Source organism: Wolbachia endosymbiont of Anopheles demeilloni, assembly GCF_018491735.2.
Taxonomy (GTDB): Bacteria; Pseudomonadota; Alphaproteobacteria; order Rickettsiales; family Anaplasmataceae; genus Wolbachia.
Window position 1 is genome coordinate 420245 of the sequence record NZ_CP084694.1, and the last position, 21104, is coordinate 441348.

Here is a 21104-nt window from a genome sequence, read left to right on the forward strand (position 1 = left end):
TTCAGTGCATACTTAATTTCTGTCATGAGGTGTGTTATATTTTTCTAAATCGTTTTTTATAGGAGGATCATTATGTCTAAAATTCCTTAAAATTAATTAAAGTTAAACATTAATTAAATAGTGCAGTACTGCCTTACGCGTTGCTAATCCAAACTTTATTTCCTGTAAAATAACACAATCTGCTATATCATTGCTAGTTTCGATACCTCTATTTATTGGTCCTGGGTGCATAACAATTGCATCGGGTTTTGCGTGCGATAGTTTTTGTGAATCAAATCCGTACAAATGAAAATATTCTTTTTCTGAAGAACTATTATTCATTCGCTCTTTCTGCAATCTTAAAAGCATAATGACGTCAGCATCCTTTATACCTTCAGTTAATGAATAATGAAGTGAATCTACTTCAGAAAAATGCTTACACATCAAAGCTGGTGGTGCAACTAAGCTTATTTTTGCTCCAAACATTTTTAGCAATCTTATATTTGATCTTGCAACTCTACTGTGCAAAATATCTCCACATATCACAATTTTGAGGTTTTTTATTTGTTTTTTATGATTGATAATTACAAGATAATCTGCAAGAGCTTGAGTTGGGTGTTCACTGCTTCCATCGCCTGCGTTGATTAGCGAGCAGTTAACATGCTTTGCCAATGTATTAATAATACCACTACTTTTATGCCTGATTATCATATAGTCAGGATTCATTGCATTTAGTGTTTTTATCATATCTTTTAGATCTTCCCCTTTGTTAATAGAAGAAGATTTTATTGGTAAAGTTATAACATTTGCTCCAAGGCTTTTTGCTGCTATTTCAAAAGATGCGAGCGTACGTGTTGAATCTTCAAAGAAGAGGTTTATGACTATTTTATTTTTCAGAACATAACTATTTTCAACTTTTTCTTCAAGGTATTGGTTGGCTAATTTAGTTATATTTTCTACATCATCGATTGTGAGGTCTGAGATATTTAATAAATTCCTTCTCTTGTCCATAGCTCCTTTTTTGAGCTTATTCTACTTTCTTAATTTTAATTACACAACTGTAAAGTAAAGTAGAAGGAAGCTATAAAATTTTATTTCCACTTACATTCATCTGCTATCATCATAGCCTCAAAAAGGTGCTCCTCAAGCTCACTTATAGGTAGATCACTTTGTGGATAATTCCCCCAAGATTTTAATACATCAGAAGTTTCAATACCTTCAACAATGGGATATTCTTGATTTTTTTTAGCATATAATTCTTGAGCCTGCCTGCTTACAAAAAACTCCAATAAAGCTATAGCATTTTCTCTATTTTTTGCGTTTTTCGTTACTGCTGCACCACTAAGATTCACCATTACACCATCACTCGGGAAGAAAGCTCTTAACTTTTCTGTGATATTCTTTTTATTTTCTGATGAAAGGATTCTTGCAAAGTAGTAGCTGTTTACTATTGCAACATTGCCTTCACCAGCAGCTACAGCATAAATTTGATCTGTGTCACCACCGCTTGGTTTTCTTGCCATGTTGCTTACAATTCCACTCACCCATTCTTTTGTTTTTTCAAAACCATTTTTTGCAATCATAAAAGCGATCAATGATCGGTTATATGGACTTGTGGAAGAGCGTACTAATATTTTCCCTTTCCATTTTTCATCCGCTAAATCTTCATAGGTACTTAATTCCTTAGGATCTACTGATTCTTTATTATAAACCAATATTCTAGCTCTTTTTGTTAGACCAAACCAATAATCTTCATTATCTCTAAATTTTGCAGGTATGGCATTTTTTAGAGTCTCTGAATCCACTCGAGATAAGAGCCCTCTTTTTTTCGCTAAAATCAAATTCACCGCATCTGCAGTTAAAAACAAATCAGCTTCACCGCCATTTTCCATACGTGAAAGCAATTGGGAATAATCGTCAATGATATAACGTACCTTGATGCCAGTGGTTTTTGTAAAATCATCAAACAAACTATGTACTAATTCTTCTTTACGTGATGAATAAACGTTTACTACTTGTGAATCATCAATTCCGCTATTTTTATATAAAAAATTAACGACTATCAATACAGACGCTACTAAAGATATAAATATTAAACCTTTTTTCATAAACAAACCCCTTCCTTATCATCATCTCAAGCTATCAAAATAGCAAGGTTTTAGCAAGTGTAAATCTTCAAAACGTTGCAGTTACAGTACTGAAATAGCGATAAAAAGAAGTACGAGCCAGATTTAATTAATAATATAAGTAATATCTGGATGGCCACATCGTTCAGCAACTACTTGTAACAATTTTGAATTAATCTTTTCTTGACTGCTTTTTACAGTTTTAATAGCTGTTTCATTAGGATTTTCACTATTAGTATCTTGTTTATGTAATAACATATAATCTTTAAAATCAGTTTTGCTCCAATGATTAATGGAGCAAGCTAAAGTGAAAAGTAATAGAGTACCTGAAATTGCAACGATTGGCCAGTAAATAGTAGGATTTGTGTATGAACTTACTATATTGCTCAAACCACCTGTTGAATAAAGTGCTAAAGGGAAGGTTATGTTTCCAGTAATAAGAACTGTTCCTAAGATAGGAAGCCATATTCTATAATTGATTAATGAATTTACTTTACTCTTGTAATAGATTGGTTGCCTTGTAAGTTCTACGATGTTTGGATTATTTTTTGCTTCTTCCGGAAGAGAATGAAATGTAAAGTAAACGCGATTACCGTTGCTATGTTTTAATACCAAAGATTTGATGCATTCCTCGTCTTTTGAAAGTGTATTTGATATCTCATCTAAAACTTCTTGAGTATCTCTTTTTGTGATCTTGTGCTCCTTAGTACGGACTGCTTGCATAAGTTCCCACATAATTCCCAAGGCTAAACAAGACGCTAATAATCCGACAAATATAGTAACAGGATTTATGCTGCCGATGAATCCAATGAATTCTCTTTGCTTCACAGCTAAAACGATTGACGTAATACAACATGCCGTAATAAGACCTACGAAAGGCATTGTAACTTTCTTCTTTTGCATCGTATACTTTACTTTCTGTAAAAATCTGTTTGTCTTTTTATTATCTCTAAGCAAAGATTTTTCAGAGCCATCTGTTTGATATGATGGTGGAGGAGTTGGATGTGCCTTCATTAATTTTTCTAAAGTTTCTGATGTTTTTTGACTATTCCAAGGTTCGCTATATACTGTTTCTTGAGAAGGTGATCTGCTTAGGCTTGGATTACCTTCTCGACTATCTGAACTCTTTTTCGAAGTTTTTTTACTTCTATCTATGGATGCATAAAGAGGTTCTGAACTGTTCACATTCGATGCTTCTTGCCTTTCTTCATAAGAACTTGATTCGCTAGCCGAACTTGTATGTTGTAAAGTTTCATTTTCACCATTTGTTTTTGGCACTGTGCTTCTGCGTGCTGGTTTTGGTAGACTTGTTTTTTCTATTCCATCTTTTTCAGTTATTCTGACGTTCTCTCCGTTTGCTGATTCAGGCATATTTGCTCCAAAATTAATCACTATATTGTGTTGATTACGTTATAATTATTAAGATATGATAAATACTAATTTAAAGATAAGTATGAAGAATTTAGTATAAAAATTGCTTATCAAAAATCCTCTCGTCTAATGAGCAATCTTTATCAAAAAGCAGAGTGACTGTGTTTTCGTGATCTTTCTGCATTTTTATCTGCGATATATCAGGAAACTCTTTGTAATCTGATACTACAAGTGCTGGACGATTTTCCACGTCGTTGATATCAATTTGCACTATTGTATCATTTGAGATTAGCGCTCCATTCCAACGCCTTGGGTAGTAGCTATGAATGGAAGTCAGTGCAAATAAATTTGAATTAAGTGATAATATTGGCCCACCGGGAGAGAAGTTATATGCAGTGCTACCTGTTGGGGTAGACAATATAATTCCATCTCCTCTGAATTTTTCTACTTTTAGCTTATCATTAATGGTAATATTCATCTCCACTATTTGATTTGCATTTCTAAAGAAATACACTTCATTTACTGCGATGTAACGGTGTTTTTTGCCACTTATGTCTGTGGCTTCCATTTTTAGTAAAATTAGCTGGGTAGGGACTGCATGTTCTATATGATCAATTAGATCTTCAAAGCATTTATTCATCAAAAATCCGACGTTACCGGTATTTATTCCATACACATGTGTATCTTTATTTTCTATGACGTAGTCGTGCAGGGTGAGTAGCATAAAACCATCACCACCAACAACTATCAGCAGATCAACTTCATGCTTACCTGCTTCTGCTATATTGATAAAATTGAGTTTCTGTAGTAGTTTAGATACTTCCTGAGACTTGGGTAGCGAAGAAGCAATATAGCCTACATTTTTATATTTATACATGTTAAATAAAGAGGGGAGGAACTAAAAAAGACTCCCGTATTTATCATTAAACTTAGCTATTTTACTATCTTTCTCCCCTGAACCGCTTGTCAAACTTCCAGTCCATGCAGGATGAGTAAGAGGATCTCTATCAAGCTTTATTCTTTGACCTTCTTTTCCATAAGTGGAATAAGTTTCAAACTCTTGACCATCTGTCATAACTATAGTCACTTTGTGATAATCGATTTCTGCCATTGTTCTTATAAATTTCTTACCAGCTAAGATTTTATTGAATCTGGTTCATTTGGTCAATCATTATTGTGAAATATTGACAAAAAATAAATAAAGTAGTATTCTTAATGAAGAATGAAAAATTTTTTATGATTTTTGCTTTTCCTGGTCAGGGCTCTCAATTTATAGGAATGGGAAAGAGCTTATATGATGAATTTTCAGTTGCAAGGAACGTATTTGATGAAGTAGATGACATATTGAGTAGAAAGCTGTCTCATTTGATTTTCAATGGCCCTATTGAGAAATTAACCATCACGGAAAACGCTCAGCCAGCTATAATGGCAGTGTCAATTGCAACGCTACGTGTTATGAAGCACGTATTTGGTGAATCTCTTTACAGCGTTCAGTATGTTTGTGGACATTCAGTTGGCGAGTATACAGCGCTGTGTGCTGCAGGGGCATTGACGCTTGAGTCTGCAGTCAAATTGCTAAAAGTTCGTAGCGAAGCAATGCATGAAGCTTCACTAAAATGTAAAGGTGGAATGTTTGCTCTACTTGGAGTAGAAATAAGTGAAGTAGAAGGTATATTAAAATCAGCTCAAATTGATTGTGAAATTGCAAACGATAATGGTGGTGGGCAGGTAGTGGTGAGTGGTACTGCAGAGGCTCTTGAGGTCTTACCTGATTTATTCAAAAACTCAAGTGTCAAGAAAATGATAAAATTACAAGTTAGTGGGCCTTTTCACTCATCTTTTATGAAACCTGCTGATGAAAAACTTCTGGAATTTTTAAAAATCATCAACATAACTCGCCCTTCGATTCCTTTTGTATCAAACGTTACAACTAAGGAAGAAAGTGATCCAGAGATCATAAGAGCTTTGCTCGCCAAGCAAGTCATAAGCAGAGTGAGGTGGAGAGAAATGATTTTACATATGACAAGCCGTGGCACTAATAAATTCGTTGAAATTGGTCCTAATAAAGTTCTATCCAATTTAGTTAAAAGAATTGACCAATCTATCAGTGTGAAAAATATAGATAGTATTGGTGATATTAATAGCTTCTTTGATGAATCATTAGTACTAACAGCGAAAAATTTAAAAGTTGGGTTAAGTTAAAGCATATCTATTTAATATCATTCAAGTAGCTAACACTAGTTCCTTTATGATGGTGTTATTCCAGTGCTTGGCACTGGGATCCAGATTGGGCATTAAGTTGGTAAACACTTTACAACGTTTTTTGTATAAAAGGACTGGATGCCAGTGTCAAGCACTGGGATGACACTGAAGGGGCTACTGAAATAACACCGGGACTACTTTGAGTGACACCCTTACGATGTTTTAAACTACAACAGCTGTGCATAGAGAGTAATGCGAAAAATTATACAATCAACGAACTATCTGTCATTTCATTTGGCTTTTTGAGTCCAAGTAGCTGTAAAATAGTAGGAGCAATATCAGATAATTTTCCATCTCTTAGTTTTAAATTGTCACAAGATATAATAAATGGCACTTTATTTAAAGTGTGAGCTGTGTGAGGTGTATTATTTTCTTCATCGAACATACATTCCACATTACCATGGTCTGCTGTAATAATGAGTGCGGTGTTACCAACTTCTTCAGCAGCACTCAGCACTTTTGCAAGGCAATCGTCTACAGCAAGTACTGCTTTCTCAGCTGCTTTTATATCACCTGTGTGTCCTACCATATCAGGATTAGCATAATTTACAACTATCAGCGCAAATTCTTGAGAATGAATTTTTTTTACAAGTTCTTCTGTGAGCTCAAAGGCTGACATTTTAGGCTGCAAATCATAAGTTTTAACTTTTGGTGAAGGAATTAGTATTCTTTCTTCACCAGAAAAAGGTTCTTCTCTTCCACAATTAAAAAAGAAAGTCACATGCGCATATTTCTCAGTTTCTGCAATGCGCAGTTGCCGTAATTTATTGTCTTCTATTATCTGTCCCAAAGTGTTGGCAAAAGATTCAGGAGGAAAGAGATAAGGGATTTTTAAGTCCGCTTTATATTGCATCATACTTAAAATTGAAGAGAATTTTGCCACTTCAGTATAGCCTGCTTTACCAAGACAAATACTTGCCAATTGTATCATTCGATCAGCACGAAAGTTAGCCAATAGCAATCCATCTTCTGGTTTTATACCTTGATAATCGCCTATTACTGCGGGCCTGATAAATTCATCGGTTATATTATTTTGATAATTTTCATCAATAAGCGATACTGCATCATCATAACGAGGCGCCTTTGCAAATGCGATGGCTTCATAAGCTTCAATTGTTCTTTCCCACCTACTATCACGGTCCATAGCATAATAACGACCAGAGACAGTGGCGATTCTTATATCATTTTCCTTTATGCTTTCTGTAAATTCTTGAATGCATCTTTTCCCTGAATTTGGCAGTGTGTCTCTGCCATCTAAAAATGCGTGTATTACAACTTTAATTCCGCGCTGTGATATCTTGTTTGCTAAAGATGAAATGTGCTTTTGATGCGAATGAACACCGCCATCTGATATCAATCCCATTATATGGCATATGCCATTCTTACTTTTTAGATCATTAATAAAATTCTGTAGATTTGCATTATTTTCTATCGTTTCGATTTCTTGATTAATACGCTGAAAGCTTTGCATTACCACTCTACCACTGCCAATATTCATATGGCCAACTTCTGAATTGCCTATTTGGCCTTCTGGTAATCCAACATCAGTTCCACAGGCAGATAAACTGCACTTTGGATAATTAGAGTTAATATGTTGCCAACAAGGGAGATTTGCATTGCTAATAGCGTTGTATTTACTATTTTCTATTCCATTGCCCCAGCCATCTAGTATACATAAAACGACTGATTTAAAGTTCATATAAAAGTTATCATCGAGAACCTCCGATGATACCAAAAACAAACTCTTCTCACAACTTTTGTGTTAAAATAAGAGATATAAAAAGCTGCTTAGAGGCAATGGTATATGAAGTTTTTCATAAAATATTTTATTAAAGTGATTGACAGTTGCTTAAGTGTTTACTAAAACACTTGCATACCTTTAATAGTGAGGTCAAGTGAGTTGTAGCCAATATATAAAAGGTAATACTTTAGCAACATCAGGTGCTATAATTAATGTTGATAGATTAGTAAACTTTTTAAAAAGCAATACAAAGATTACAAGACTTATTTTACGATGTTCAAAAATTAATTATGAGGTTATAAAAGAATTAGCTCAGCTTTCTCATCTTACTTCACTTGATCTAAGTTGCAGTTATGTTGGTACAGAAGGTGCAAAGATTTTAGCAAGCGGGAATCTTATAAATCTTACTTCGCTTGATTTGGGAGGAAACGAAATTGGTGATGAAGGTGTAGAGGCTTTAGCAAGTGGAAATCTTACAAGTCTTACTGAGCTTAAATTATATGATAATAAAATTGGCGATAGGGGGGCAAAAGCTTTAGCGAGTGGAAATCTTACAAATCTTACGTTGCTTAGTTTAGGATGGAATGAAATCAGTGACAAAGGTGCAGAGGCTTTAGCGAGTGGGAATCTTATAAATCTTATTACACTTAAAGTATATGATAACAGCATTAATTACAGAGGTTCACAGACTTTGGCGAGTGGAAATTTGGTGCGTCTTACTTCAATTATTTTTAATTATTGTTATATTGATAGCACGTTCCCTAAAAATGTCCTGCCTTCACTGCAAAGTAGGTGTAATAAAAGAAAAATAGGGGAAGAATCAGGTAGTAAGCTAAGTGAGGTACAGGCATCTTTGCATTTTGAAAGTAAAGGTTTTAAAGCTATATAACTCCACAGTTTTGTCTGTTTAAGAGACAGAGAAAAGTTAGTGAATTCTGGGCTAAAAATGAAATGTACAGATTGTATAAAACAATGCTCCCCGGGCCGGATTCGAACCAGCGACCAATTGGTTAACAGCCAACTGCTCTACCACTGAGCTACCGAGGAATAAACTGTTTTTAACTTATCATATTGAACGTAGATTGTAAATGATTTTTATGTAGACTTTAAACCTAGATATCATTCCAGAGCATGGAGCTGTAATCCAGTTCTTATTACCTGATATGCTCATTTGACAGTTAAGTCTTCTCTACCCCTATTTGCATAATACCTTGACGATTCCGTTCACGGTTAAAAGATACCGAGGTAGTAGGGTGTATTAGTTTTTGCAAGCTGTTATTTTGCTATGGATTGCTGTAATGGCATCATCTATTTTATTTTTATCACAGCCTGTTTGGGCAAATTCGGCATTTCCACAGCAATCCCTTCTGGTTACAGTAGATACTAGCTCTTTTGCATTGATCTTATTAGTTAAATCTTTACTTACTTTGACAATCAAAACTGTTTTATCCTTTTCTGTTACCATGAAGGCTATTACAGTTTTCGGTTTTTGTTGCTGTAGAGCAAATTCCCTTATTATACTTCCTGGAACGTTATTGAAAGTGTGGCTTACGAAATTTATTCCATTTATTTCGGTACTTTTTACAGTTTCTACACTGATAAGCTTTTTATAAAGATTTTTTATTTTGACTTCAAATTCTTTGCGCTCCTGGCTTAAAATACTGAGTCGACTTATTATTTCATTTACTGGTGCTTTTACGCATTCTGCAACTTTTTTTAAGCTAATTTCGTTATTGCGTACATAATTAATTGCTTCTTGACCGGTTAAAGCTTCAATTCTTCTTACTCGAGATGCAACGGAACATTCTGCTGCTATCTTAAACAAACCAATTTCTCCGGTACGCTCCACGTGTGTACCACCACATAATTCTTTTGAATCTCCAATTTTTACAACCCTAACATTATCACCATATTTTTCACCAAATAAGGCCATCGCTCCTTCGTCTATTGCCTCATCCATACCTTGAACTTTTGTGGACGTAGAAAGATTTTCTCTGATTAGAGAGTTTACTATATCTTCTACTGAAGACAGCTGATCCTGAGTGACTGGCTTATTGTGACTAAAGTCAAATCTTAGTCTATTTGCTGCGACTAGAGAACCTTTTTGAGTAACGTGATCACCTAAGATTTTTCTGAGTGCAAAGTGTAGAAGATGTGTAGCTGAATGATTTCTTCTTAAGTCTTGTCTTCTTTTTTTGTTAATACTAGCTGTAACTGTGTTACCTTTACAAATTGAGCCGACGCACCTGTGCAAATACAAGTCATTAATCTTGTTGGTATTTTCGACTGTTACCATACTTCCATCAGACTGTATAAGATTTCCAATATCTCCCACTTGTCCACCTGATTCTCCATAAAAAGGTGTTTTATCAAGTATAATAGTTATCTTTTCTCCTTCTTTTGCAGAATCAATTACTTCATTTTTAGAGGAAATTATTGCGAGTACTGTTGCATCCTTTACTTCATCACGTTCATAACCAACAAATTCCGTTTTGCCAAACTGATCGATTAAATTAAACCATACTTGTTCAACAGACTTTTCACCAGATCCAGTCCAATTAGCACGTGCTCTTTCTTTTTGCTCTTTCATTGCATTATCAAAACCTTTTTGGTCAAAATTTATTTTCCTTTCTTTCAAAATATCAAGTGTGATATCCAAAGGAAATCCATAAGTGTCATATAGTTTGAATGCTGATTCTCCAGATAGAGTGTCACCTGATTTTAAATCTGCAGTGAATTTATCCAAGAGATTAATGCCTTTCATTAAAGTGTCTTTAAAGTTTTCTTCCTCTGATTTTAACGTTGTTTCTATTAAGCTTTTAGCTCTGATTAGCTCTGGATAAGCATCTCCCATATAAGCCAAACTTGTGCCATCTATGAGTGCAGGAAAAACAAGGTTCAATAGAGAATCGTTATATCCAAGTAGGTGGATATAACGTACTGCTCTCCTGATCAATCTGCGTAGTACATAATTTCTTCCTTCATTTCCAGGAAGCACTCCTTCTGCGATGAGAAATGCAGTTGCACGAAGGTGATCTGCAATAATCTTATAAGCTACTTTATTTTCCGTATTTCCACAGTACTCTTGCGATTTACTTACCAGAGCAGAAAATAGGTCAATATCATAGTTATCATGAACGTTCTGCATAATAGCTGCTATTCTTTCAAGGCCCATTCCGGTATCGATGCATTTTTTTGGTAATTTTTGTAAATTACTTTCTTCATCTTTATTAAATTCCATGAACACCAGGTTCCAAATTTCAACAATTCTGTCGTCTTCATGCAAATCCTGATTTGCATGATCGTAAAAGATTTCAGAACATGGGCCACATGGACCAGTATTGCCCATGCTCCAAAAGTTATCATCTGTTGTAATTCTTATGATTTTATCATCTGAAAAGCCACTTATCTTACGCCAAATTTCATATGCTTCATCATCAGTGTGGTAAACAGTTATGGATAGTCTGTTTTTATCAAGAGATAATTCTTCAGTAATAAATTTCCACGCAAATTCTATTGCAGTTTCTTTAAAGTAATCACCAAAGCTAAAATTTCCGATCATTTCAAAAAATGTGTGATGCCGAGATGTATAGCCAACATTTTCAAGATCATTGTGTTTACCACCTGCTCTGAGACACTTTTGACTTGAGACGGCACGTTTCATTTCAGTTTTTTGCGTGCCGGTAAAGATGTTTTTGAACTGTACCATACCAGCATTTGTAAACATGAGTGTTGGATCATGCTCTGGAATCAAAGGAGAAGAAGGAACTTGCTCATGATTATTATTTACAAAAAATTTTATAAATCTTTCTCTAATTTCGTTTAGCTTCATCGTTTTTACTGAGGTTATCTATGCATAATAAGTTGTAACAGAAGTAAAATCAATTTATCAATCTAAATATTAATATATACATTACTTAATATAATAAAAGTAACTTTTACATAAAAATTTTAATAAAAAGATATAGGTTTAAATATTTTATCCACTAACATAGAGAAGTAATTGTTAATTCAAATAATACTTTTATTAATTAATTTAAGAAATGTGAAATGTCAAAAAAATTCCAAAACACTAAGAATAGCATGCGAAAGAGAGAAACAACAAATAAGCAGGAGATGGATGGTCCAACAATTAGAATTGTATCTAACTTGGAAAGTATAAAACAAAACAGAAGAGTAGAATTTTTAATTAAAGGAGAGAATTTAACAGTAAAAGACCTCTCTATATCTTCTAGAGCAGTTGAGATAGGCTTGGTTACAGGAATAGTAAATTCAATAGACATTCCTCAAGCAATTCGTGAATCGACAATAGATGGAATTATTTTAGGTCTTAAGAGTGGAGAAATAGAAAAAGGTAAAGAATATAATTATAGAGAATTTAAGAAAATATATCTAAAAAACCTTGTAGATGAATTGGGTAAGGATAGTTCAAAAAAGCTAAAAGAAAGAACTGATGAAAATAGCCAATTGAGAGAATCTACTACTGAAGAAATTGATTATCAGATGCAGGAAGATGTAACTATCAAATCAGCTTCTTTAACAAAACAAGAATTCGATTTTGCATCAAGCAAAGTAACTACTAAAGAGATTAATGACGTAATAAATGAAATAGAAGAATCAAATGCTAGTTATGGAATTACTCCTGAAGATATAAGTAGTGTTTCCCGTTTTGATAGTAATTCACAAGAAGTGTTAGATCATTCTATATTTAATAGCACAGATGTGGAAGGGCCTAAATTACCCGAAATAAATGGAGGACAGTATATAGGAATAGCAGGGATTGCTGGTGGTATATTGGGTGGAGTGCTAGCAGTAGCTTTTGCAGGATTAGGATACTTTGTATGGCATAGAAAAAATAGGGAAGGTAGCTACGATGTTGAAAAAGCGATGAAAAACCTTCCTGAACAAGCTCAACTTGAGCATTACGGATCTACATCAGAAATAGAATCTTTGCTCAGCAATGCTACATCGGTAGCATATCTATCTTCTCAGATTAGTGTCGAGTAAGATTCCAGAGTTTGATGGCACAACAGTGCCATCAACTTAGCTCTTACAGCACTTATATGCTCTGGAACCAAAGGAGAAGAAATTTTCCTGTCTTACAAAAAATTTTATAACTCTTTCTCTAATTTTATATCGTTTTTACTAAGGTATAATAAATTGCAATGAGAAATTCAGATATTAATATATGTATTATTTAGTATAATAAAAATATAAAAATCTTAGTGAAAAGATGTGGACTTAAATAATTTATCTTTTATACATAAGGAAATATTGGTCAGCTTGGGGGTCATATATGTCAAGAAGATTTAAAAATACTGTAGGAAAAAAAAGATCAATCAATAAGGAAAAAAGGAATAAATGGATTAGTATTGAATCAGAATTGCGAGATGTAGAACAAAACAGAACAATATATTTTCTATTGGGAGGAGGTGATTTAAAACTTAAGTATGTATGTATGCTTGACGATACATCTTATCGTATTCTTGTTGCTGAAGGAGAAATAGTGCATGCAGAAAATCCAAAAGTGATGATTGATGATATTGTTTCTGATCTCAAGAGTGGAAAAATACGAAGTTATAAAAGATATAATGCCAAAGAGTTTTATGAAAAGTATCTCAAAGAGTTTTTGAGTAATGAGAATTTGCAAAAGCTGGAAGCTGTTGATATTGAAAGTACAACAACAGAACTACCAAACTTAAAACAAGTAATAGAAGAAATGAAAAAATCAAACGCTAGTAATGGAATTACAATTCAAAATATAGGAAATGTTAAAAATACGACAAATATTTTGGGTAATCCTATGATTTATGATACGAACTTGAGAAGATTTAAATTATTGGAAACATCTCGATCAAATAAGGAAAATATGGGAGTGTTAACAGTAGATATGTTAGCAATGGGAGTAGTCTTGTTAGCAGCTATCGCAGCAGCTGTACCATTTAAATGTTGGTTTTGTAATAGAAAAAATAAAAGCCATAGTAGTTCTAAGGAAGAAACTTCATCTAGTAATTTATTAAGTGCAATAACCTTAAAAAGTAGAGGTAATAGTATTATTTAGTCGAAATATTGCAAAAGTAGAATTTTTTTATTGTTTTTTACAGTTTCCTCATTTAATAATTTTTATGCTCTAATTATTATACTTAATTTATCATTACCTGTTGTGTAAACAGAATGAGAATTTTCAATAATCTACATCCTTTAGTAAGAAAAAATCAATACATTCAAGATAAATTTACCTCATATCTGTGTTTTATATGTGGAATTTTGAATGGAAAATTATGCAGGAAAAGAAAGAAGAATAGTGAATATAGTTACTCAACATTGGAGTGATATAAAAGGATCAGATAGAGAATGGCCAGAAAGACATGAAATAGACACTGCAGAAATCATGGAGTCATGGCAGCATTGTTTTATCATTGAAGTTAAAGATCGAGGTTATATTTGTGAAAATGCAGGAGAAAAAGCTATTGAATTTTATGGTTTTGAAAAAAAGATGTACATCGATAATAAATATGCAATTGATGCACCATTTTTACGGCTATATAAAATAGATGCAGTTATTGATAAACTTGAGACTATAATAGAAAGTAAATGCCCAATTAACGAAGAGGAAGAAAGTGAAAGTGTTAAAATGAGGCAAGTATTGCCACCAATTGGGAATGAAGAAGTTATAACACATATACTGGATGTGATTACATTCAAGCTGCTTTAAAATACAATTTTAATTTGATTCTTTAATAAAATTATCTATACTCATACTTAATTACTAATAAAGAACTAAATAGTGATGTTTGTAAATTTGTTTAGAATATGACGAAAATAAAATTAAAAACCAAGTCTTCTGTCAAAAAGCGCTTTCACCTTACAGCTAAGGGTAAAGTCATCTCTACTCAGTCAGGTAAGAGACATGGCATGGTAAAGAGAAGTAAATCTAATATTCGTAATCAACGCGGTACAACGATTCTCAATAAATCTGACTCGCGTATAGTTAAACTTTATATGCCTTATGGTATTTAATAAAATGGAGGTAAGATAAAAATGGCTCGGATAAAGCGTGGAGTCGCTACTCATGCTCGTCATAAAAAGGTATTAAAATTAGCAAAGGGTTATAGAGGACGGGCAAAGAATTGTTATAGGATTGCATTACAAAGGGTTGAAAAAGCACTACTATATGCTTATAGAGACAGAAGAAATCGCAAACGTGATTTTCGTGGTTTGTGGATAATACGTATTAATGCAGCAGCAAGAGAACATGGACTCACTTATGGTAGGTTTATGCATGGTCTTAAACTTGTTGGAGTTGATTTGAATAGAAAAATTCTTGCTGAGATGGCTGTTAATTGTAAGGATGATTTTGCTAAATTAATAGAAACTGTAAATAGTAAGTTAGCAGAAAATTCCTAAAGCAAAAACACCTGAAAACATGAGAATTATTTTCATGGGGTCACCGGGTTTTGCTGTTGGTGCGTTAAACTTACTATTGAAATTACAGAGTGAAATAGTAGCAGTATATACCAAAGCTCCAAAACCTTCTGGACGTGGGCAGAAGTTAACAAAATCCCCAGTACACATCGTTGCTGAAAAAAGTGACATAGAGGTATGTACTCCTACCTCTTTAAAATCTTCGATAGAGCAAGAAAAGTTTGGAAATTTTAAGCCAGACGTTGCAGTTGTTGCTGCGTATGGATTGATACTTCCAAAAGAAATTTTAAATATTTCCAAATATGGTTGTATTAATATTCATCCATCATTGCTGCCTAGGTGGCGTGGTGCAGCTCCGATACAGCACACAATTTTAGCCGGAGATCAAGAAACCGGAGTTAGCATTATGCAGCTAGATGAAGGATTAGATTCTGGCCCTATTTTAAAACAGAAAAAATTTCTTATTGAAAAAAGCGATAATTATAAGACGTTGTATGATAAATTGTCTGAATTAGGTAGTGATTTACTGCTGAAAGTACTAAACGAAATTGAAAAGCAAGTTCCCTTAAAACAGAGCGATAACGATGCGTGCTATGCTGACAAAGTAAAAGACTATAAAATTTACGCAAGTGACGCCTGTGAAATTGCTTATAGAAAGGTTAAAGCATTTTATCCAAAAGCATTCATTAAGGTAGAGAATAAACGTATCAAGATACTTGATGCTGAATTTGAAGCCTTCACTTCAGGGCAAGGTGAGATCATTAATGATAATATGCATATAAGTTTAAAAGGTGGTACTTTAATTCCTAAAGTTGTACAAATGGAAGGAAGAAATCCTTGCGATATTAAAGATTTTGTTCGTGGCTTAAAATCAAGTTTAACAAAAAAATTTATAGAATAGACTACTTTGAAGGGGGGGGTGAGGAGAGCTAAAGCAACTTCTACAATTTGGTATTCCGCTGCTTGTTAGAGGAATCTACAACAAGATACCGCGTTTTGGTGTACTAACATTGCAATTTGCAGGTAATTTGAGTAGTAGATGGTGTCATTCCAGTTGCTTGACAATGGAATCCAATTTCTATTGTACAGCCACCTGGTGTGCTCATTTAAAGTGAAGTTTTCTGGATCCCAGTGTCTTGTCACTGGGATGACATCTTTCTTGTTCTCTTGTATCACAATGTTCGTACAGTTGTGGATAACGTGGCGGTATGACGTAGTAGCTATATATAGACAAATTTTCTTTTCTTAGATATAATCTTAAGAAACCTTCCATATGAAAATTAAAAGAGCTTTAATATCAGTATACGATAAGACAAATACAATTGAACTTGCATCGTTTTTGATGCAGCAACAAATAGAAATTCTCTCAACAGGGAATACTTATAAAGTGCTATCAGGTGCGGGAATAAAAACGCAAGAAGTTTCAGATTACACACAATTTCCAGAAATACTAGATGGCAGAGTGAAAACTTTACATCCTAAAATTCATGGAGGAATACTCTGTGATCGAAAAAGGCACGAAAAGGAAATGCAGAATCTAGAAATTAAGCCGATAGATCTGCTTATAACTAACTTATATCCATTTTGGAAAACGGTTAATAGCAACTCAAGTGAGAAGCAAATCATAGAACAAATAGATATAGGTGGAGTAGCATTAATTAGAGCTACAGCAAAAAACTTTCATTTTACTTCAGTGATTTCTAGCATTCAAGATTATGAAACACTGGAAGCTGAGATGATCAAAAATAACAATCAGACAACATTAGAATATAGAAAACATCTAGCAACTAAAGCATTTGCTCTGACTGCACAGTATGATTCTAATATTTACAATTGGTTTTTATCACAGGGTAAAAGCAATGAGTTACCAGAGTTTTTTACTTTGTATGGATGTAAAGCACAAGGACTCAGGTATGGTGAAAACCCTCATCAAAAAGCTGCATTTTATAGCAATCAATTTAGCAAATATCCACTGGAGAAAATACATGGAAAAGAGTTGAGCTATAATAATATAGTTGACATAGAGTCTGCACTTAACATAATTTCTGAGTTTCAAGAACCTGCAGCAGTGATAATAAAGCACAATAATCCATGTGGCGCTGCTGTTAGTGATAGTGCTTTAAAAGCATATGAAAAAGCTCTATCATGTGATGAAATAAGCAGTTTTGGTGGAATAGTTGCTTTCAATCGGGAGATAGATTTAAAGCTAGCAGAGAAATTAAACGAGATATTTTTAGAAGTGGTGATAGCACCATCGGTAAACAATGAGGTACTAAAAATTTTACAAAAAAAGAAAAATTTAAGAGTGATTATTCATCAATCTCTTCAGCAAAATGCAAAATATCAAATCAAAAATGTTATTGGCGGGTTCTTAGTGCAAGAAAATAATAACCATAAAGTAAAAGTAGAAGAAATAAACCGAGTGACAGAATGCACTACAACAAAAAAAGAGAAGGAAGATCTTATTTTTGCTTGGAAAATATGTAAACATGTAAAATCCAATGCAATAGTGATAGCAAAAGACGGTTGTGCTATTGGCATCGGTGCAGGACAAACAAGCAGAATAGATAGTGTGAATATTGCAGTAAAAAAAGCAGGTGAAAAATGTAAAGGCGCAGCACTTGCTTCAGATGCATTTTTTCCATTTCCAGATAGTATAGTAGAGAGTGCAAAGCATGGAATTACAGCTATAATTCAGCCAGGTGGCTCATTGAAAGATCAAGACGTGATAGCAACTGCAAATGAGAATAAAATTGCCATGTTTTTCACTGATGTTCGTAACTTTCTCCATTAAGCTTTGTATCCTGTCAAAATTATACCCACACAGGGCTTTGTTGCATAGCAGCTTATAAGTTTAAAAATTGTAGTAAATTGATGTAGTTACTTTAAACTTAACTATACCTATCTGTAATTGTAAGCTGTACTCTTGAGCTCCTGATGCGATTATAGCAAATCCTAAAATGCCTTGCTGTTTTTCCTTATAGACATTCAGCTTACCTTGTATATTAGTCTATCTGGATGACATTTTACTTTTTCTAGAATATAATAATTCCCTAGAAATTACCCTACTCGATTCTATTGTACCTTGTTTAACATTGAAACATGAGTCTGGAATCTAGAAATTTTTTAAGAACAAAAGTTATTCTAAGTTTTTGTTGGTAAGAAAGACTGGATTCCAGCGGGCTTTGTTGCATAGCTCAGATAAAAAGAACTGGAAGTTACTGACGAAATTCACTATAAAACAGGCATTTAACCTACGAAAGAAAAATATGCCAACTAAAATGAAAGTCAGTAACTGCCATGGATATAACAGATTTCTACAAGAAAGAGGAAATATTTTTCATTTTATTAATGAGGTAATAGAAAATTGGTACGAAAATAGCCCCAAAATGCGAGGTGGAAATTATATTTATAGTAATAAAGTTGTGATTTTAGTGCATATAGTCGATAGTCTCTTTAGAATTGGCTTAAGACAAACGGTAGGGTTTATAAAAGGATATTTGCAGCAAGTAGTTAGCAGTCATTAGCTATTCGCAGGCTTCAAGAAGGTTTCAATATTAAGATCAATGATTGCAGAGTTGATAAAAACAATATGGAAGATATTGAAATTGCCATAGACAGTACAAGTATCAGATAATACCCCTGGTCACAGTAAGGAAAATAGCGAAGTATCGCAGTTATAAACAGGTAAGAAAGCTACACGTAATATTGAGTATAAATAGTAAAAAAGCTATAGCTGCACAATATAGCAATGGTGCCTACTCCGACCATTATGGTGCTTGTGACTTGCTCAGCTTTCAGCATGCTATAAAAGCATTATATGCAGACAGAGCCTATCAAGCTTTATAAATTGTGCAAAAAATATGATATAAAGACAAAAATTTTACCGAAAAATCGTGCAGAGGAGCATACAAAATTGGATTATATGGCTGAAAGGAATGCTGCCATTAGATTATGTGGTAAAGACGGTGTGAAAGAGTGGAAGAAGGAAGAAGTTTATGGAAAAAAGTCATATATTGAAGGATTTTTTTCATGATTAAAGCAAATATTTGGGTTTAGTTTTAGAAATAGATCTGAAGTAAATCGAGAAAAAGAGTTGCTAATAAAATGTTACTTACTCAATAAATTTACTGATATTGGCATGGCTAAGTTTGAGGTAGTTTCATGAATTTATTATGCTTTACCCACTATCCGATAAGCGATGCAACAAAGCCATCCCAGTGTCAGCTACTCGGTTGACACCATCATAGAGATCAGCTACTTGGATGATAAAAGTAAGAAGTATCGAAGTGTTGTGCTAGACTTTATACCTCTTGCATTCAAACTCACATAAATCATGAATTGTGCACGCTTCACACAAAGGTTTTTGTGCCTTGCAAATGTATCTACCGTGTAAAACTAGCCAATGATGAGCATAAAGAAGGTATTTTTTTGGAACCACATTCAAAAGAGATTGCTCTGTTTTAAATATATCTTTTTCTTTCACAAGCCCAACTCTATTGCTTACTCTAAAAACATGAGTATCAATTGCCAATGTTGGAATACCAAGCCCTGAATTTAAGAACACATTAGCGCTCTTTCTCCCAACCCCTGGTAAAGATACCAAATCATCGAAATTAGTAGGCACTTTGCTATTGTACCTCTCAATCAATATTTTGCTGAGCCCGATTATATTTTTTGCTTTGGAATTATATAAACCAATACTGCTTATGTATTTTCTCAGCTCACTTTGCCCAAGATTCAGCATTTTTTCTGGAGTATCAGTGATACTAAATAGCTCCTTTGTAATTTTATTAACGCTTATATCAGTTGTTCGCGCTGATAGAACTATTGCAACTAATAACGTAAAATGATTGGTATAATTTAGCTCTATTTTTGGTGCAGGATTTGATTGTTGAAACTTTTCAAATATCAATTCTACTTTTTTTGAGTCCATGCATAGAGCTAAAAGCTTATACTATACTGTTTGCTGTGTAAATTCAATTGCTTGAGGATTAGATAGTCCTTCGGTATTAACATCAGACATATCAATTTTCACCTCATCAAAATTCCTTTCAGCAAATTCGCTTGCCACTTCTGTAAAACACTTTCTAACAAGAGGCATAATTATCGGTATTAATAGCCTTCGTAGATCACACCGTCCTAACAGATTAGTTTCCTTTTGTACTATATCTCTTGGATCTTCCTCAAGTAAATCTTTCATGTGTTTTTCAGTTTGTATTTCACAACCTTTTAAAAATATAGGACTAAATATCTCAGTAGCTAGCAGTGCTAACAATGACAAAGTACCAAATATTGTCACATCAACATAAAGACTATTAGAAATAAACCCTCTATCATCAAAGAACCTGTTCATAATCTTTTGAGGAGGAAAGAAGTAAAAGCAAGAACAACCATTTACAGGCTAGTATTAAGTTTACGCTCGCAATTTTTCCAAAGTCGCCTACATTTTTCCAACCAGGCAAAAGAAGATCTCTCAACAACCCATCTTTTTGGCAATACAGCAAAGGTGTGTAATTCGCTTCACCTCAACAGTTGCACCAATAGTTACTTTCATCTGTGTTGCAAAATTTTCTCCTGTGTAGCCAGCATCAACTAGTATATTTTTAACTTCAGATAGGTTTTCTTTAGCATTTTTAACCACTCTCACAGCGCTACTACGATCAGTTATTTCTGCCGTTGTTATATAAATTGCGTGTGTCAAACCTTGTGTATCAACTACGATATGACGCTTTATTACTGAAATTTTCTTGCCAGCATCATAACCTTTTTCTTCAGCAATATCGGTATTTTTTACACTTTGGGCATCAATGATGCAGAAGCTTGTTTTGGTATTCCGACCACTGTTCTCTCCAATCAATTTTTTTAAGACAATTTCTAGAACACTTTCTCTATCTTCATTCGTTTTTTTACTCGATTTCTTGAAGTAATCGTAACAATTTCGCCATCTTGGAAACTCTTTTGGAAGCATTCGCCATTGACAGCCACTTTTTAGTACATAAAGCACACCACAAAATAACTCATATAAACCTAATCTTCTTTGCTTTATTTTCTTTCGCACGCTTTCTAAAATTAGTCTAATCTTTTCGAATTTTTCACAACTTATGTCACTTGGATATGTATTCCTCATACTTTACCTCATGTCAACTATACCTCATCTTACCATATTCAGAGATCACTTACAGGCTCTTAGGTTAATA

At 33.7% G+C, this 21104-nt stretch carries 17 protein-coding genes, 1 tRNA gene and 4 pseudogenes; 10 read left to right on the forward strand and 12 right to left on the reverse strand.

Annotated elements, in window-relative coordinates:
* Positions 1-102: 102 nt before the first annotated feature.
* The 5 genes from JSQ73_RS02340 to rpmE form a co-directional block, all read right to left on the reverse strand.
* Positions 103-990 carry an aspartate carbamoyltransferase catalytic subunit gene (locus tag JSQ73_RS02340; protein WP_214249504.1) on the reverse strand — a complete coding sequence of 296 codons (888 nt, stop codon included), beginning with the start codon at positions 988-990 and terminating at the stop codon, positions 103-105.
* Between the two features lie 80 nt (positions 991-1070).
* Positions 1071-2087 carry an extracellular solute-binding protein gene (locus tag JSQ73_RS02345; protein WP_214249505.1) on the reverse strand — a complete coding sequence of 339 codons (1017 nt, stop codon included), beginning with the start codon at positions 2085-2087 and terminating at the stop codon, positions 1071-1073.
* Between the two features lie 123 nt (positions 2088-2210).
* Positions 2211-3476 (reverse strand): hypothetical protein, encoded by a 1266-nt coding sequence (locus tag JSQ73_RS02350; RefSeq protein ID WP_214249506.1) that lies wholly within the window; start codon positions 3474-3476, stop codon positions 2211-2213.
* A 91-nt stretch (positions 3477-3567) separates the two neighbouring features.
* Entirely contained in the window at positions 3568-4353 is a 786-nt protein-coding gene (locus JSQ73_RS02355; protein WP_214249507.1) for an NAD kinase, read from the reverse strand.
* Positions 4354-4374: 21 nt separating this feature from the next.
* Positions 4375-4587, reverse strand: coding sequence for a 50S ribosomal protein L31 (gene rpmE, locus JSQ73_RS02360; protein ID WP_006013575.1), 213 nt, complete (start codon positions 4585-4587; stop codon positions 4375-4377).
* 125 nt (positions 4588-4712) lie between these two features.
* On the opposite strand from rpmE, the gene fabD reads away from it, so the two are divergent.
* Complete coding sequence (gene fabD / locus JSQ73_RS02365) at positions 4713-5678, forward strand: ACP S-malonyltransferase (RefSeq protein ID WP_214249526.1); 966 nt, start codon at positions 4713-4715, stop codon at positions 5676-5678.
* Between the two features lie 262 nt (positions 5679-5940).
* Here fabD and gpmI read toward each other — a convergent pair whose 3' ends face one another.
* Positions 5941-7437 (reverse strand): 2,3-bisphosphoglycerate-independent phosphoglycerate mutase, encoded by a 1497-nt coding sequence (gene gpmI / locus JSQ73_RS02370; protein WP_214249508.1) that lies wholly within the window; start codon positions 7435-7437, stop codon positions 5941-5943.
* 196 nt (positions 7438-7633) lie between these two features.
* Here gpmI and JSQ73_RS02375 point away from each other — a divergent pair, with 196 nt between their 5' ends.
* Positions 7634-8368: a leucine-rich repeat domain-containing protein gene (locus JSQ73_RS02375; RefSeq protein WP_214249509.1), complete on the forward strand. Its 735-nt coding sequence runs from the start codon at positions 7634-7636 to the stop codon at positions 8366-8368.
* Positions 8369-8454: 86 nt separating this feature from the next.
* Here the strand turns inward: JSQ73_RS02375 and JSQ73_RS02380 are convergent.
* A tRNA-Asn gene (locus tag JSQ73_RS02380) sits at positions 8455-8526 on the reverse strand.
* A gap of 211 nt (positions 8527-8737) precedes the next feature.
* A complete protein-coding gene (gene alaS / locus JSQ73_RS02385) occupies positions 8738-11311 on the reverse strand; it encodes an alanine--tRNA ligase (protein WP_214249510.1) in 2574 nt (857 codons plus the stop codon).
* A gap of 218 nt (positions 11312-11529) precedes the next feature.
* On the opposite strand from alaS, the gene JSQ73_RS02390 reads away from it, so the two are divergent.
* From JSQ73_RS02390 to fmt, 6 genes are all read left to right on the forward strand, one after another.
* Positions 11530-12486 carry a hypothetical protein gene (locus JSQ73_RS02390; RefSeq protein ID WP_214249511.1) on the forward strand — a complete coding sequence of 319 codons (957 nt, stop codon included), beginning with the start codon at positions 11530-11532 and terminating at the stop codon, positions 12484-12486.
* Positions 12487-12775: 289 nt separating this feature from the next.
* Positions 12776-13540, forward strand: coding sequence for a hypothetical protein (locus JSQ73_RS02395; protein WP_214249512.1), 765 nt, complete (start codon positions 12776-12778; stop codon positions 13538-13540).
* 210 nt (positions 13541-13750) lie between these two features.
* Positions 13751-14194, forward strand: coding sequence for a PAS domain-containing protein (locus JSQ73_RS02400; protein WP_214249513.1), 444 nt, complete (start codon positions 13751-13753; stop codon positions 14192-14194).
* Between the two features lie 98 nt (positions 14195-14292).
* Positions 14293-14499, forward strand: a complete 207-nt coding sequence (rpmI, locus tag JSQ73_RS02405; protein WP_006013548.1) for a 50S ribosomal protein L35 — start codon at positions 14293-14295, stop codon at positions 14497-14499.
* 21 nt (positions 14500-14520) lie between these two features.
* Positions 14521-14886, forward strand: coding sequence for a 50S ribosomal protein L20 (gene rplT, locus JSQ73_RS02410; RefSeq protein WP_214249514.1), 366 nt, complete (start codon positions 14521-14523; stop codon positions 14884-14886).
* Between the two features lie 19 nt (positions 14887-14905).
* Positions 14906-15805, forward strand: coding sequence for a methionyl-tRNA formyltransferase (gene fmt, locus JSQ73_RS02415; RefSeq protein WP_214249515.1), 900 nt, complete (start codon positions 14906-14908; stop codon positions 15803-15805).
* A gap of 106 nt (positions 15806-15911) precedes the next feature.
* On the opposite strand, the pseudogene JSQ73_RS06915 reads toward fmt, so the two are convergent.
* Positions 15912-16050, reverse strand: a pseudogene (locus tag JSQ73_RS06915) (WPE palindromic element domain-containing protein); the annotation flags it as partial.
* Between the two features lie 127 nt (positions 16051-16177).
* On the opposite strand from JSQ73_RS06915, the gene purH reads away from it, so the two are divergent.
* Both purH and JSQ73_RS06920 read left to right on the forward strand, forming a co-directional pair.
* Positions 16178-17698 (forward strand): bifunctional phosphoribosylaminoimidazolecarboxamide formyltransferase/IMP cyclohydrolase, encoded by a 1521-nt coding sequence (gene purH / locus JSQ73_RS02420; RefSeq protein ID WP_214249516.1) that lies wholly within the window; start codon positions 16178-16180, stop codon positions 17696-17698.
* A gap of 475 nt (positions 17699-18173) precedes the next feature.
* Positions 18174-19072 (forward strand): annotated as a pseudogene (locus JSQ73_RS06920) (IS5 family transposase).
* 129 nt (positions 19073-19201) lie between these two features.
* Here the strand turns inward: JSQ73_RS06920 and nth are convergent.
* From nth to JSQ73_RS02445, 3 genes and pseudogenes are all read right to left on the reverse strand, one after another.
* On the reverse strand, positions 19202-19840 hold the full coding sequence (gene nth, locus JSQ73_RS02435) for an endonuclease III (protein ID WP_214249518.1): 639 nt from the start codon (positions 19838-19840) through the stop codon (positions 19202-19204).
* Between the two features lie 21 nt (positions 19841-19861).
* Positions 19862-20233: pseudogene (locus JSQ73_RS02440) on the reverse strand (molecular chaperone DnaJ); the annotation flags it as partial.
* 68 nt (positions 20234-20301) lie between these two features.
* Positions 20302-21034, reverse strand: a pseudogene (locus tag JSQ73_RS02445) (IS5 family transposase).
* Positions 21035-21104: the final 70 nt, after the last annotated feature.